This window comes from Aneurinibacillus uraniidurans (genome assembly GCF_028471905.1).
Lineage (GTDB): Bacteria > Bacillota > Bacilli > Aneurinibacillales > Aneurinibacillaceae > Aneurinibacillus > Aneurinibacillus uraniidurans.
This window is the reverse complement of the sequence record NZ_CP116902.1, coordinates 795,837-810,831: the sequence shown is the minus strand read 5'-3', so window position 1 is coordinate 810,831 and position 14,995 is coordinate 795,837. Positions and strand designations below refer to the sequence as shown.

The window sequence follows — 14,995 nt, the reverse complement described above, 5'->3', positions numbered from 1 at the left end:
TATCCCTTCTTCAACAAAGAAAGTTTTTTACTTCCTAGTTTGTCCTGTAAGGGATTTTTTTATACAGGGTGGCAAATCGCCCGCCTATGAATATGATGTACCGTACTTTTGAAAGGGAGGAAGGTCCATCATTATGAAAATTCACGTCGTGAAAAAAGGCGATACCCTTGGGAAAATCGCGCAAAGATACAACCTTGACGCTACTACGATTAAGCAAGTAAACGGACATATCAAACACCCTGAGAAACTGACGCCAGGCCTAAAAGTAAAAATTCCGACTGGCAGCACCCTGCTTGTTTCTGATCTCCCGGCTACCCCACACACGCCAAAACCGAGTACCGATACGGTTTCTGATACGGCTCCTGATCTCGAATTGACTGCAGTATCCGCAATCGATGGCGGTGATGATCTTCGTGGTGAGAAATATTTCAAAGAAAAGCACGTGAAAGAAAAGCCAATCAAGGAACAGCCTTCTGTTGTGCTCCCTATCCCACCTGTCGCACCACCAGTAGAAATGCCCATAATGGAGAACCCGCCACTACCTGTGGCTCCACCAGCACCGGCACCAGTAAAGCCTATAATGGAGAACCCACCATTACCTGTAGCTCCACCAGCACCGGCACCAGTAAAGCCTATAATGGAGAACCCACCACTACCTGTGGCTCCACCGGCACCAGTAAAGCCTGTGATGCCAGTAATGCCGCAAATGCCTGTGCAACCTATGCCGATGCCACCTATTATGCCACCGGTTATGCCACAACAGCCAATCATGCCAGAAGCACAACCGGCACCGCCTGCAGCAAAAAAGCCTGCAGTCAAGCCAGCCCAGAAACCGATTATGCAACCGTCAATGCCAACAATGCCAATGCATTGTGGACCAATGATGCCTATGCCAGTGATGCCAGGCTGCGGTCACTGGCATATGATGCCGTCTCCAATGCCGCAACCGACTCCATACATGGGAACAATGTCACCCTTTCAGCCGACAATGCCACTGACAACACCAGGTGATGGCAGTGAAATCATGATGGATATGATGGTACCACCGGGGCATCCATCCGTTACAGGCAACATGATGCTACCCCAGGCTCAGATGCCGATTACCGATAATATGATGCTGCCTCAGGCACAGCTACCGATTACCGATAATATGATGCTGCCTCCGGGCCATCCATCCATTACTGGCGCTATGACATTACCTCCAGGACACCCACCGGTTACTGGCAACATGATGCTACCTCAGGCTCAGATGCCGATTATGGATAATATGATGCTGCCTCCGGGCCATCCATCCATTACTGGCGCTATGACATTGCCTCCAGGGCATCCACCGGTTACTGATAACATGATGCTACCTCAGGCTCAGATGCCGATTATGGATAATATGATGCTGCCTCCGGGCCATCCATCCATTACTGGCGCTATGACATTGCCTCCAGGGCATCCACCGGTTACTGATAACATGATGCTACCTCAGGCTCAGATGCCGATTATGGATAATATGATGCTGCCTCCGGGGCATCCATCCATTACTGGCGCTATGACATTACCTCCAGGGCATCCACCGGTTACAGATAACATGATGTTCCCTCAGGCTCAGATGCCGATTACTGATAACATGATGCTACCACCGAGTCATCCCCAGATTACAGGCAACATCATGAATCCGTATGCACCAACCACCATGCCGCCATTTACGCCATACGGATACGATTGCATGCCATATCATCCACCGATCGCACCAGCATGGGGCAAAAAGAAAAAAGGCTGTGGATGTAAACGAGAAGACGGTTCCTCGCTTTCTACAGACTAACATTGTACAGCGGGGCATCTATACGCCCCGCTTTTTTTCTGTAAAAATAGATACAGGGAAAAAGATGAGGGTGCGAACATATAAGGGCGATCTCAGGAGGAGCACATGGAACAATCACTGGTCACAGCCATTGAACAAATGTATAATTGCCGTGTTACTCGCCTGCGGGCACGCCATACCGTATGGCATTGTGAAACAAATCGTGGCACCTGGGTTATAAAAGGATATGATGATTTCCCCCAAGCTGCGTGGGTGACTCGACTCTCTGCCCTGCTTCATGAACGAGGATTTACAAATGTTGTGCGCTACGTTCCAACTATTCAAAACGTTCCTGTTTTTAAATGGAACGACCGCTATATGACCGCAATGGAATACGTGTCTGGTCGCAACGGAAGCTATTTTCACCGTACTGATATTATCCGTGCTATCCAAACGCTCGCACATTTCCATCTGTTTTCTAGTAACATTCCGTATGGTCCACCGCCTGAAACTGGGGTACCCCTACTCACCAAATGGGAGAAGCGGCTAGAGGACTTTCAAAATGTATGTACCCGACTTGAGAATCAGGAGCTTCCCCGGACACGACTGACCCAACTTGTTCAATTGAATGCATCCTATATTCGGGAGGAAGCGAGCTATGTACTTGCGATCGCTCGCAACTCTCTGCTTACGCGAGACTACAAAGAAGCGCTACGCGACCAGCGCATTTCCCATAAGGATATGGCCAGTCATAATTTCCTGATTCATAACGAGCATACGTCTCTGATCGATTTCGATACAGCAGGATATGATACACCAATTGTCGACCTTGTACAGTTGTTGAATCGTGCGCTTGCCCTACAATACTGGGATATGGATGTGTTTGAACAAGCGATTTCTGCATATCGCGCGATTCGACCACTGACAGAACAACAGGTCGCACTTATTTTTCTACTTATACGCTTCCCTGATAACTTCCTGCGTGAAGTAAACGGGGTATATGATAGTGGATTAAATCCACATGTAAGTCGGGTCGAATATTATGTGTCTATTCTTCTAAAGGGCAAGAAGCGAAGAGCCTCCTTTTTTTCTGGATATGAACGCTTCCTATACCAGGCTTCCCTCTGAGCTTAAGGATACAAAAAACTCGCCTAATTTTTACCCATAGGCGAGTTTTTTGTATGGATTGCAAGATCTATTTGCTGGTTTCTGCTTTCAAATAAACCGGGTACGTCCCAAGAACACGAATCTGGCACCCTAGCGCCTCCATCTCCGCAAATGCACCTGGCATGAGAATATCATCCATTTTATGATCAATATCAATCACGAAATGATAATTGCCAAGCCCCGTTTTCGTCGGGCGCGACTCGATGCGCGACAAGTTGAGGCGACGCCATGAGAATGCGGCTAGCACCTGATGAAGTGCTCCTGGAAAATCAGATGGCAGCGTAACAAGAATCGTCGTCTTATGCATGTCTGATTCGGGCAGTTCAAGTGGACTGTTACTCACCACGACGAAGCACGTAAAATTATGCTCAGACGAATCTTCAATATTTGCCTCCATCAGATCTACCGGATATGAGTACACCGCCTGCATCGGACAAATTCCCAGCCACGGCTCATTCGGATGCTCACTTACGATGCGGGCCGATTCCGCTGTGCTGCTCGTATATTCAATCTCTGCATGCGGCAAGTAATCACGCAGAAAATTGTGGCACTGCGCAATTCCCTGCGGATGCGACATGACTTTGGTTACATCCTTATAGTCGATACGCTCCGGGCGCTTGGCACTCACAAGCTGATGAGAGATCGGCAAAATCACTTCAGCGAGAATAGGCAGATTCACCTTATGAATCATCCAATCAAGCGTCAAATTAACCGAGCCTTCCAGCGAATTTTCCCACGGTACAACCGCGTGCGTAACCTTTCCGGCCACAGCGGCTTCCAAACAATCTGGAATCGTACGATACGGCAGAAACCCATCACTTTCCTCCTGGAACAAATACCGGGCTGCTTCCTCTGTGTTCGTGCCGCTCGGACCAAGAAATGAAAATTTCCTCTGCATATCCAGATCCCCCTAGCGCGTCACGCCGGACAAGCAGGCTTCTATCTGAACACCTTGTGTATCCGGAATGAGATTCATCACCGTACAGGCAATTCCCTGCTCTGCCAGGGCGTTCACCATAAATGCTTCTAATTCAGCCGTCGAATTCCGACGATCTACAAAGGCAATAATGGTCGGGCCTGCCCCGGATAAGGCAGCACCTAGTGCACCATACTTCGTAGCATCTTCAATAATCGACTCCAAACCAGGTACAAGCGGTACACGATATGGCTGGTGCAGTACATCCTTCATCGCTGACTTTAACAGTCCAAGCTGCCCGGTTGCAAGAGCTGCAACGAGTACACCTGTATGACTGGATGTATGCACAACATCATGCCGGCTGTACATCGAAGGCAGCACATCACGCGACTTCTCTGTCGAAAGCATGAAATCTGGAATGACAACAAGCGCACCAAGATGCTCCGGTACTGGCAGACGCACATACGGTACATCGTTTCCATCTATTAGTGCTACAATGATGCCGCCAAATAAAGCAGCCCCCACATTATCCGGGTGCCCTTCCCGTTTGGTTGCCATCGTAAACAACTCATCCGTTGTAAACGGTTTGCCTGCCAGCTCATTCGCTGCCACAAGTGCGCCCACAATTGCAGATGCACTACTGCCAAGACCCCGCGTGAGCGGTACATCGCTATCAATATCAATGATAAGCTCTGGCACAGGCTTACCGGCTTTCTCAAATAGGTCGGCCGCTACCTTATAGATTAAGTTTGTTTTATCCGTTGCAATTCCTTCAAGCTGTGAACCGTGAAGGCGGATGATTGTCTCATCCGCCGCTTCTAAAGAAATCGTTGTGTACAGTTGAAATGCCATTCCAAGCGTGTCAAATCCCGGACCGAGGTTGGCGGTGCTAGCTGGGACCTTGACCGTTACCTTTCCGTTCTGCACGTTTATACCCCCGCTCCCTGAGCGATAATGCCAAGAACGGCTTCTTCTGTGCTTTCCACGACAACAGGCTCAATACCTGCAGACTTGATCGCAATGTTCGGGTCTTTCAAGCCGTTTCCTGTCAGAACACAGACAACTTGCTTGCCTGCTTCGAGCTTGCCAAGCTTACGCATTTTAATAATACCTGCAAGGGATGCCGCAGAAGCCGGCTCTGCGAAGATGCCTTCCATCGATGCAAGCTTACGATAAGCCGCTACGATTTCATCATCGGTTACAAAGTCAATATGACCGTTTGATTCGTCACGCGCTGCAAGCGCCAGATCCCAGCTAGCTGGTTTTCCGATTCGGATCGCAGTCGCAAGTGTTTCTGGATTTTCGATCGGCTCGCCTTTTACAAGAGCAGCGGCACCTTCCGCTTCAAAACCGAACATACGCGGCTTGCTTGCGATTTTGCCTGCTTCGTAATATTCTTTGAATCCTTTCCAGTATGCAGAGATGTTGCCTGCGTTACCAACCGGGATCGCAAGAATGTCTGGTGCTTTACCAAGTTCGTCGCAAACCTCGAATGCCGCTGTTTTCTGACCTTCCAGACGGTATGGGTTCACCGAGTTCACAAGTGTGATCGGGTGCTTTTCTGTAATGTCGCGCACGATTTGCAGCGCCTGATCGAAGTTGCCTTCGATTGCGATAATTTCTGCTCCGTACATCATCGCCTGCGCCAACTTGCCAAGTGCAATGTTGTTGTTCGGAATAAGTACGATACAGCGCAAGTTTGCACGTGCCGCATACGCCGCTGCGGCTGCGGATGTATTCCCAGTAGACGCACACATAATCGTATGGCTGCCTTCTTCTACCGCTTTCGCTACCGCCATAACCATCCCGCGGTCTTTAAAAGAACCTGTCGGATTCAATCCTTCATATTTGAAATAAACTTCTAAATCCAATTCTTCCGACAATTTTGGTGCGAAAATAAGCGGTGTATTCCCCTCATGCAGTGTGAGCCGAGGTGTTTTCTCTGTCACCGGTAATTGATTTGCGTAACGTTCAATAATGCCTGCCATGTTATTGCTCCTCCCCGCCTTCTACCCGATAGAGGCTTTTCACTTCATATACACTGTCTATTTCTTCAAACTGCTTACGTACATCGAAAATATTTTTCCGGGACGCATGATGCGTAACGAGAATAATTTCCGACTGCTTACCATCATTGTACGGCTGTTGAAGAACTTGTTCTAAGCTTACATCATGATCAGCGAGAATGCGAGTGATTTGCGCCAAAACGCCGCGTTTGTCATCAACAATCAAACGAAGGAAATATTTCGAAACGATTTGATCGTCTGTTTTCAGGTGCTTTTCCTTGTATGGAGCTACACTGCCACGACCATTGACGCCGAGCTTTTTGTTTTTTACTACAGTAACAAGGTCAGACACAACCGCTGTCGCAGTCGGAAGCTCCCCTGCACCTGGTCCGTAGAACATTGTCTCGCCTACCGCTTCACCGTGTACATATACGGCATTAAAAACGCCATTAACAGAAGCAAGCGGATGACTGCGTGCTACAAGCGTCGGCTGCACACTCACATCAATCAGTTCCCCGTCGCGTTGTGCAATGCCGAGCAGCTTGATCTCATAGCCAAGTTGTTTTGCATGAGCGATATCTTCGGCTGATACACGAGAGATTCCCTCGCAGTCTACATCATCCAGATTCATATCTACATGGAAACCAAGCGTACCGAGAATCGCCATCTTACGTGCTGCATCGTGTCCTTCTACGTCTGCAGTCGGATCAGATTCCGCGTAACCAAGCTCCTGTGCTTCTTTCAACACTTCTGCGTAATCTGCACCTTCCTGGCTCATCTTGGTCATGATGTAGTTGGTTGTTCCGTTTACAATCCCCATCATTTTAGTAATGCGGTCGGACGAGAAGCCTTCTACAAGCGCACGCAAAATCGGAATGCCGCCCCCTACGCTCGCTTCATAAAAAACATCGCAGCCTTTTTCCTGTGCTTTGGATAGGATTTCTGCTCCGTGCAGCGCCATTAAATCTTTGTTCGCCGTAACGATATGTTTTCCGTTCTCAAGCGCCTGCAGCATGTATTGTTTCGTCGGGTTGATCCCGCCGATTACTTCTACGATTACATCAATCTCTGGGTTCTCGACCAGATCAGCTGGATTAGTTGTTAGAATGTCATTATCTAAGGAAATATTACGTTCTTTGTCTGCATTTTTTACAAGCACCTTCGCAACCTCAATGGCAAGGCCTGTTTGCTTCTGCAAATCTTCCTGATGCCCCTGCACGATACGAACTACACCGGTTCCAACTGTTCCTAATCCCATTAAGCCTATCTTGACTGTGTTTCCTCGCATTATATCGCTCCTCTTTTCTGTGAAAATAGATGGTGGGAGGAAAGATCATCTTTCCTCTCCTTTATTCCTACAGACGTTACCCTCGGCCGACAATCGCAGCGCGGCGGACTCCGTCAAGTTCATGTAATTCTTCGAGAAACTCTGTCGTCGACTGCGACAGCTGCGCTGTATCAATCGACATCGCTACATTCGCCATTCCTTGTAGTGGAATGGTTTGGTTTATCGTTAATACATTTCCGCCCCGTTCAGCCACGAACTTCAACACGCTCGACAGCACGCCTGACCGATGCTCCAGATACAAGGACAGTGTAACGATCATGTTCTGCATCATCGAGTTAAACGGAAATATGCTATCCTTGTATTTGTAGTAAGCACTTCGACTTAACCCAACCCGATCCACCGCTTCATTTACGGTAGCTACCGCTCCAGAATCCAGCAGTTTTTTTGCTTCAATTGTTTTGGCAATCGATTCCGGCAGCACATCCGAGCGGATCAGATAAAACTGCTCCTCTCTCTTCTCCATATAAGTCCTCCCGGTAAAAACAAATGTTTATATACAATGGACAGTATACCTGCTTTTTTACAGCCTTACAAGGGATATTTGTTTATTTTTCAAATTTTATGTATGTGTAAAGCGATAGTCTGCAGCGGGGAGCTAGGAACTGCTGTATTCATACTTAAATAAATATTCTTGCAATAACAAAGGAACAAATTGTAATATTTATACTAATCAGGATTTTTAATACTATAGAAAGGATGCTATCTTGTGTGAATTTCAAAGAAAATCGACTTGCCTTTCTCTTAATGCTTATCCCGCTTAGTCTCTCGATCTGTGCGTTTATTCCACACCATGAAGAATTTACAACGACAGGAGACATTGATTCAGTAAACAAAATCGGCACGAATGGTCACGTTAACTTCGTCTATGTACGCAGTGGGGTCACAAAAAATTGGTACGAGAAGCTCGCGTTATCTTTTGTATACGATAACAAAATTAACTTTCAGCCTGTAGATAAAGAAGAAGTGGCATATGAAGAAGAAGCTGAATGGCGCGAGGATGCTATTAATCATGCCATTGAAGCAGCTGCTCGTATTACCCATCAGCCCGTCACAGCGTTTGACGATACAAAGAAGCGCCTGCTAGCAGAAACAGAAATATACACAGGTGACTCGTTCGGCCTGATGGTCGGGCTTGGACTCATTGAGGAACGTACAGGTGAAGATTTTACGAAACGAGGTGCATATATGATTGCTGGAACCGGCGCACTAGAAGACGATCAATATGTCGGTTCGGTTGGAGCCATTCGTGAAAAACTCTTAACCGCGCAGCAAAACAACGTGGATTACTTCTTCATACCAAAAGATAAAGAATGGACTCCACCTGGAGAAATAAGCAACCAGGAAGAAGCGGAACGTATCGTACAAGAGCATCGAATGAAACTACAGCTCGTCCCGGTAGACACAATTGATGAAGCACTAGCCTTTCTGCGAGCCCTTCCCTAAACATAAGCAATAAGGAGAGACTTCCATGCTAACATCCAAAAAAGCAGGCAATATTCTTGTGATATTTTTACAAGTTGGCCTTTTTTTATCCCTATTTTCCTTGCTCGGTTCAACGATTATGACACTTACACCCAACTGGTACGATGCATACTTCTCATCTTTGGATGACTTTATCACATTGTTCAACATCCTGCTTTGGATCCTCACCATTCTTGTTTTTTTTACATGGCTTTATCAAGTACACCTAGACGTAAGAAAATTTGATCCCGTCTATCCGATTAAACCAACCTGGTCCATATGCAGTTTCATCATACCGTTTTATTCCCTGTATGGCATATGGAATGTATTTTCAAAACTTGCTGCCTTTTTCATCACAGACGGAAGAAATGCAATAAAAGAAGGGCAACAATTACGTGCATATTTACCATGGTATTACTTGGTGTTTTTTATGTTCAATATGATAAATCGCGTCATTGAAAAAATGCCCGATGTTGTAAACGCACTGTTTATTCTCTCATCTTTCATTGAGGCCCTATTTACACTGATTTGCTTGCAGATGACACGAACGATCATATCTGGTCTTGAGGCATTATCACATTCTACCCCAGAGTCTCACGGACAAGAAAACACGGACTCTACTTTTGCTACCTAATCATCTCATCCTACATAACGACAAGCCCCTTTACTCAATTCAGAGAAGGGGCTTGTCGTTATGTTTTCTAACTGAATACCCGCTATCGTCTTATCGCTGCAGCAGCCGAACGACCACACGTTCCCATCTCCGTTGTCCTTTTATGAATTATAATCCCCTTTTTTCATCCTGCGATAGAGAAAAACAAGGAAAACCAACACTACAGCCAGTATAAAAAGTAAACCACCATTCGGACGGATATAATGTTCTGCTTTTTTCCAATCAGGTCCCAATACTTTCCCTAATGTGATAAAAGTAAAAATCCACAATACCCCTCCTACATACGCATAAAGGGCAAATTTCCGAAACCCCAAACAGGAAACACCCGCCAAATAAGCAGTAATATGCCGTACACCGGGAATGAAATAACCGATAAGGAGCAGAAACGGGCCAAATTTATCGAACAGCGCTTGCGTACGCTCTATTTTTTCTTCTGTAATATGAATCTTAGGACCAAACTTTTTCAGGAAAGGGCTGCCTAACTTTATCCCCAACAAATAGCTAATCGTAATTCCCGTGAGCGCACCTATAACAGCGCTTACTACTGCCAGCGCATACAGCATCTTTCCCTGATATATGTTATAACCTACATACGTCAGCACAATTTCATCAGGCAAAGGCAGACCAACAATGCCTCCTACAAGAGCAAGTACAATTCCGAAATAGCCATAGTGAGTAAGCAGGTAATCTAACTGATGCTCCATATGCAAGTCGCCCCTTAATCCTTTTTCCCCTACGTTATTTTCTACCGTATTGGCACTAAACACAATGGTAACGTCTATGTATGAACAAATCAAATATTGCAGGATATCCACTCATCAATGAGCAACAAAAACAAGGGTTCCCAATCATCGATTGAGTCCCCCTCCTATTTACATCTATGCAATTTCACTTCACTGAAAGCAGGCGTAGCCTGTATTTAAATGTAATAGTGGGCATAGCAAAAGTATTTCGGAAGCGCTTTGCGGGCGAGTCCGCCAGTCTCCTGGAGCGAACAGTCCCTACTTCCCCGCAGCGCATAAAATAGCACCGCTCTTCTCCGCTCTCCGCCACCATACTTTTGCCTATCCTCTATTCCACAAACTCAAACTCAAACTTGCCAATAACCACAATATCCCCATTCTTCGCGCCTTTTTTACGCAGCGCATCGTCCACACCCATGTTCCGCATCGTACGGGCAAAACGCTGAATCGAATCATGGCTATTCAGATTTGTCATCTTAACCAGCTTCTCGAGTTTCTCGCCTTCCACTACATACGTCTCATTATCGCGGCGCACCGTAAAGCCTGGTCCTTCCTGCTCTGCACGGTACATGACAGTTGTCTCTTCCTCTGCTACATCCTCGACATCCGGCAAGAACGGAATCTCATCAAGCTTGTCGGCTACCGCATACATCAGCTCGCGAATGCCCTGATTGGTCGCGGCCGAGATCGGGAAGATTGGCACATCGCCTACCTTCTCCTTGAATTCAGCGAGATTTTCTTCTGCACCTGGAATGTCCATCTTGTTCGCGGCAATAATCTGCGGGCGATCTTCGAGCTTCCGATTGTACAACTTCAGCTCTTCATTGATCTGCACGTAGTCGGTATACGGATCACGTCCTTCAGAGCCTGCCATGTCCACCACATGAACAATGACACGCGTCCGCTCTACATGACGCAAGAATTGATGACCAAGGCCCACCCCTTCATGCGCCCCTTCAATCAATCCTGGCAAGTCTGCCATTACAAAGCTGCGTTCCTCATCAATATCTACCACACCGAGATTAGGCGTAATCGTTGTAAAGTGATACGCCGCAATTTTCGGGCGGGCTGCTGATACAACAGACAACAACGTTGATTTACCGACGCTTGGAAAACCAACCAGTCCGACATCCGCAAGCACCTTCAGTTCGAGGCGCACATAGCGCTCCTGACCTGGTTCACCGTTCTCTGCGATCTCGGGAGCGGAGTTCGCCGGTGTCGCAAAACGAGTATTACCGCGGCCACCACGTCCACCACGAGCGATTACTGCTCGCTGGCCGTGCATAACGAGGTCCGCAATAACTTGCTGCGTATCATCATCGATCACAGTCGTTCCCGGTGGTACCCGTACGACCATATCGTCCGCACCCGCACCATGCTGGGACTTCGTTCGTCCGTTTTCACCGCGTGTTGCTTTAAAATGGCGCTGGTAACGGAAGTCAACAAGTGTGCGCAGCCCTTCGTCTACCACAAACACAACATCGCCACCACGTCCACCATCGCCGCCAGCAGGACCACCTGCGGCTACGTATTTCTCACGACGAAATGCAACCATGCCATTGCCGCCGTCGCCGCCTTTTACATATATTTTTACGCTATCTACAAACATGTTGATTCCACCTTATCTAAGACTTGTCCACTTCTGCAATAAACGGGATGATACACTCCATCACCGACTCTTCATTCGTGTGAATATCCATGACAAACCGTCCGCCAAGCTCTATCGTCTCCTGCTCCATTGCTGCAAGCGCCTGCCTCATTCCAGCCGCATCCAGACGCCCGGCATAATCAGCGACTCCATGCAGGCAGTCTCCGCTATATGTCAATGTAAGCAGAAGCGTATTCGCCTCTCCATTCATCTGCGCATGCTGGCGGTATATCTCCACCATACGCAGAATACAACTTCCAATATCGGGCCGCTCTAGCAGCGAGAATGGTGCTGGAATCTCGACATCCAGTACCACTTCCTTGTGCAAGGCATTAAATGAAAGCAGGTACGCTACAAGAGATGGATGGGCAAGACGCGCAATCAGCGTATCTCGATTCGCCTCTTTAATGACACGATATATATATTCTTCACATAAATCGTATTTTTGAAGCTTTAAATATCCAAATAGGACCTGAATATGGTTTAACCAGTCATGCCGCTGATGATTGATAACTTCGATCAATTGATTCATCCGGCTTCTCTCCCTGTTGGCTTTTCTATCCATTATATCATGAGGGTAGAGAAAAGTAATATGTGTTCCTCTCCCCATCTATGTTCACACAAAAAGGCTGCCGACGTGAGTCGACAGCCTTATGTTAGGCGCTCTATTACGCTTCGTTTGCTACTGGCTCGATAACCACTTGTTTGCGGTCACGACCAAGACGTTTGAAACGAACGATGCCATCTGCGAGAGCGAACAGCGTGTCGTCACCGCCACGGCCTACATTCGCACCTGGATAAATCTTCGTACCACGTTGGCGGTACAGGATGTTGCCCGCTTTTACGAACTGACCGTCTGCACGCTTAGCGCCAAGGCGCTTCGAGATCGAGTCACGTCCGTTCTTCGTGCTACCTACCCCTTTTTTAGAGGCGAAGAATTGAAGATCCATTCTTAACATGAGATCCACCTCCTCAATAGTTACGTGTGTCCTGTATACGGACATATGCTCCGTTACTCATCTCCACTGCGCGAAGCGAGGCAATCATGCCTTCGAGAAGAAGCTGAACCTTCTCCGCCACTTCCGGTTCATACTCGTCCGGAACTTTAAGATGAAGGAATCCACTCTTCCCCAGCTTCGCAGGCAGTTCGATGCTTAGTACCATTTCAACCGCATTGACAGAGCCGAGTGAAATAGCGGAAACAGCGGCGCACACCAGATCTTGACCGTGCTCGGCAGAACCAGCATGTCCGCGAATCTTAATCTCATAAATCGACTCGTCTGCGCGTCGTTTCACTTGCACCGTAATCATTACGCGTTGATTGCTTCAATAACAACCTTCGTGTACGGTTGACGGTGACCTTGCTTACGACGGTAGTTCTTTTTCGCTTTGTATTTGTACACGATAATTTTTTGACCTTTACCGTGACGTTCTACTTTCGCTGTTACAGTCGCTCCTGCTACAAGCGGAGCACCTGCTTTCACACCGTTTTCACCAGCTACAAGCAACACTTTGTCGAATGTTACTGTCTCACCTTCAGCTGTTTCGAGCTTCTCGATGTAGAGTTCAGTACCTTGTTCTACTTTGTATTGCTTACCACCTGTTTCGATAATTGCGTACATAATTGCACCTCCTCCATATACTCAGACTCGCCAATATCCGGTGCGGCCTCAGCCGACTTCATAACCTTAATCGAGCGGTTGGAGTCTGCTTGAGGCGTCAAGCACACTAACCAACAGAAAAAAGGTTATCACAATCTACCAACAAAAGCAACCATTATTTACTGCCAAGCTGCGTAATGCGATAACTCTTTTGATCAAGCGCTTCATTCGACTGCCAGCGCACATCAAGACCGCTTGCCTGTGTAAGTTCCTCCTGATGCCGTTCAAAAAATGCCAGCAGGTGTGGATGAACTTCCACGGCAGCATATTCATGTCGATCGTCCCGTCCATGAGCAATCAACTCGCGCTCCAATTCTCCCAGCAATGTTTCTTCAGACAAAATGTGACCCCGGCCTTCGCAGGATGGACAAGAACGCAGCAGCGTATCAGAAAGTGTCTGATGCTCTTTTTTGCGAGTCATCTCCAGCAGACCAAGCTTTGTAAAACCAAGCAAGTGTGTTTTCGTCCGGTCTTTTCTAAGTTCCTGGCTCATCGCTTCCAGCACCCGAGCCCGATGCTCGTCCTGTTTCATATCGATGAAATCAATAATAATGATACCGCCGATCCGGCGCAGGCGAAGCTGACGGGCAATTTCCCGACACGCTTCTACATTCGTTTTGACAACGGTCTCTTCCAGATCGTGATTACCCGTGAATTTACCCGTATTCACATCAAATACCGTCATCGCTTCCGTCTGGTCAATCACAAGATACCCACCGTTCTTAAGCCAAACTTTGCGACGAAGTGCCTTCTCAATCTCGCTCTCTACCCCATAGTGGACAAACAAATCGGCAGGCCCACTATGTAGCTTCACCCGGTCAGTAAGCGACGGGCGATAATGGGCTAACAACTCCCGTATTTCCTGATAGCATGCGCGGCTGTCCACTACCAGCTCTTCTACATCTTCGCTTAGCATGTCACGCGCAACGCGCGAGATGAGGTCCATGTCCCGATGTACGAGCACAGGTGATTTTCGCTCTTTCATCTCATTCCACGCTCGCTGCCACCTAGCACGTAAAAAAGCAAGATCCGCTGTAAGCTCTTCCTGACTTGCCCCGTCCGCCAGTGTCCGAATAATCGCGCCCTCGCCTGGCTGAAGTGCTGCTGCTGCGATGTTCCGCAGGCGCGTACGTTCAGACTCCTGCTGAATGCGCCGTGAAACCCCGATATAATCCACCTCCGGCATAAATACACCGTACCGACCTGGCAATGAAACTTGCTTCGTAACACGTGCCCCTTTTGTGCCAAACGGCTCTTTGCTCACCTGTACCACAATTTCTTGCCCTTGTGTCACCACTTGATTAATCGCAGGCTTGTTCTTGCCCTCCTCTCCTGGTGACAGACAGTCATCAATATATAAAAATGCATTTTTTCCCGTACCAATATCGACAAAAGCGGCCTGCATGCCGGGCAGCACATTCTCTACCCGGCCTCTGTAAATGTTTCCAACAATCCGATCTGCTTCAGGACGTTCCATGTAGTATTCCATTAATCGGTTTCCTTCTAGTATAGCAACCCGCGTTTCGCGGCCCACACCGTTCACAACAATCCTTCTCAACGCCGTTCCCCCTCATATCTCA

16 protein-coding genes and 1 other annotated feature are annotated in these 14,995 nt (G+C 47.6%); of the genes, 4 read left to right on the top strand and 12 right to left on the bottom strand.

From position 1 onward, the window contains the following. The first annotated feature begins 133 nt into the window (after positions 1-133). Positions 134-1,813, top strand: coding sequence for a LysM peptidoglycan-binding domain-containing protein (locus tag PO771_RS04050; protein ID WP_272562003.1), 1,680 nt, complete (start codon positions 134-136; stop codon positions 1,811-1,813). A 105-nt stretch (positions 1,814-1,918) separates the two neighbouring features. After that, positions 1,919-2,920: a phosphotransferase gene (locus tag PO771_RS04045; protein ID WP_272562002.1), complete on the top strand. Its 1,002-nt coding sequence runs from the start codon at positions 1,919-1,921 to the stop codon at positions 2,918-2,920. A gap of 67 nt (positions 2,921-2,987) precedes the next feature. Here PO771_RS04045 and pheA read toward each other — a convergent pair whose 3' ends face one another. From pheA to PO771_RS04020, 5 genes are all read right to left on the bottom strand, one after another. Continuing rightward, the gene (gene pheA, locus PO771_RS04040) at positions 2,988-3,857 is read right to left on the bottom strand and encodes a prephenate dehydratase (RefSeq protein WP_272562001.1); all 870 of its coding nucleotides are present in this window, start codon (positions 3,855-3,857) and stop codon (positions 2,988-2,990) included. 12 nt (positions 3,858-3,869) lie between these two features. Then, positions 3,870-4,802, bottom strand: a complete 933-nt coding sequence (gene thrB / locus PO771_RS04035; RefSeq protein WP_272562000.1) for a homoserine kinase — start codon at positions 4,800-4,802, stop codon at positions 3,870-3,872. Positions 4,803-4,804: 2 nt separating this feature from the next. Further along, complete coding sequence (gene thrC, locus PO771_RS04030; RefSeq protein ID WP_272561999.1) at positions 4,805-5,863, bottom strand: threonine synthase; 1,059 nt, start codon at positions 5,861-5,863, stop codon at positions 4,805-4,807. A gap of 1 nt (position 5,864) precedes the next feature. Continuing rightward, a complete protein-coding gene (locus tag PO771_RS04025; RefSeq protein WP_272561998.1) occupies positions 5,865-7,169 on the bottom strand; it encodes a homoserine dehydrogenase in 1,305 nt (434 codons plus the stop codon). 76 nt (positions 7,170-7,245) lie between these two features. Beyond that, complete coding sequence (locus tag PO771_RS04020; RefSeq protein ID WP_272561997.1) at positions 7,246-7,692, bottom strand: ACT domain-containing protein; 447 nt, start codon at positions 7,690-7,692, stop codon at positions 7,246-7,248. A gap of 245 nt (positions 7,693-7,937) precedes the next feature. Between PO771_RS04020 and PO771_RS04015 the strand changes: the two genes are divergently transcribed. Next, on the top strand, positions 7,938-8,672 hold the full coding sequence (locus tag PO771_RS04015) for a S16 family serine protease (RefSeq protein WP_272561996.1): 735 nt from the start codon (positions 7,938-7,940) through the stop codon (positions 8,670-8,672). A gap of 25 nt (positions 8,673-8,697) precedes the next feature. Then, positions 8,698-9,324, top strand: a complete 627-nt coding sequence (locus PO771_RS04010; RefSeq protein WP_272561995.1) for a hypothetical protein — start codon at positions 8,698-8,700, stop codon at positions 9,322-9,324. A 140-nt stretch (positions 9,325-9,464) separates the two neighbouring features. Here the strand turns inward: PO771_RS04010 and PO771_RS04005 are convergent, their stop codons facing one another. The 7 genes from PO771_RS04005 to PO771_RS03975 all read right to left on the bottom strand — a co-directional run bounded on the left by PO771_RS04005 (position 9,465) and on the right by PO771_RS03975 (position 14,973). Continuing rightward, entirely contained in the window at positions 9,465-10,067 is a 603-nt protein-coding gene (locus tag PO771_RS04005) for a DedA family protein (protein WP_272561994.1), read from the bottom strand. A 367-nt stretch (positions 10,068-10,434) separates the two neighbouring features. Further along, a complete protein-coding gene (obgE, locus tag PO771_RS04000; RefSeq protein ID WP_272561993.1) occupies positions 10,435-11,715 on the bottom strand; it encodes a GTPase ObgE in 1,281 nt (426 codons plus the stop codon). A 16-nt stretch (positions 11,716-11,731) separates the two neighbouring features. Further along, complete coding sequence (locus PO771_RS03995; protein ID WP_336297948.1) at positions 11,732-12,319, bottom strand: Spo0B domain-containing protein; 588 nt, start codon at positions 12,317-12,319, stop codon at positions 11,732-11,734. A gap of 103 nt (positions 12,320-12,422) precedes the next feature. Next, complete coding sequence (gene rpmA / locus PO771_RS03990) at positions 12,423-12,713, bottom strand: 50S ribosomal protein L27 (protein ID WP_272561991.1); 291 nt, start codon at positions 12,711-12,713, stop codon at positions 12,423-12,425. Between the two features lie 13 nt (positions 12,714-12,726). Further along, positions 12,727-13,065 carry a ribosomal-processing cysteine protease Prp gene (locus PO771_RS03985; protein ID WP_272561990.1) on the bottom strand — a complete coding sequence of 113 codons (339 nt, stop codon included), beginning with the start codon at positions 13,063-13,065 and terminating at the stop codon, positions 12,727-12,729. Continuing rightward, the gene (gene rplU, locus PO771_RS03980) at positions 13,065-13,376 is read right to left on the bottom strand and encodes a 50S ribosomal protein L21 (protein WP_096464006.1); all 312 of its coding nucleotides are present in this window, start codon (positions 13,374-13,376) and stop codon (positions 13,065-13,067) included. The genes PO771_RS03985 and rplU overlap by 1 nt, the downstream gene beginning before the upstream one ends. 13 nt (positions 13,377-13,389) lie before the next feature. Next, positions 13,390-13,466, bottom strand: a sequence feature (ribosomal protein L21 leader region). A gap of 64 nt (positions 13,467-13,530) precedes the next feature. Next, on the bottom strand, positions 13,531-14,973 hold the full coding sequence (locus tag PO771_RS03975; RefSeq protein ID WP_272561989.1) for an Rne/Rng family ribonuclease: 1,443 nt from the start codon (positions 14,971-14,973) through the stop codon (positions 13,531-13,533). Positions 14,974-14,995: the final 22 nt, after the last annotated feature.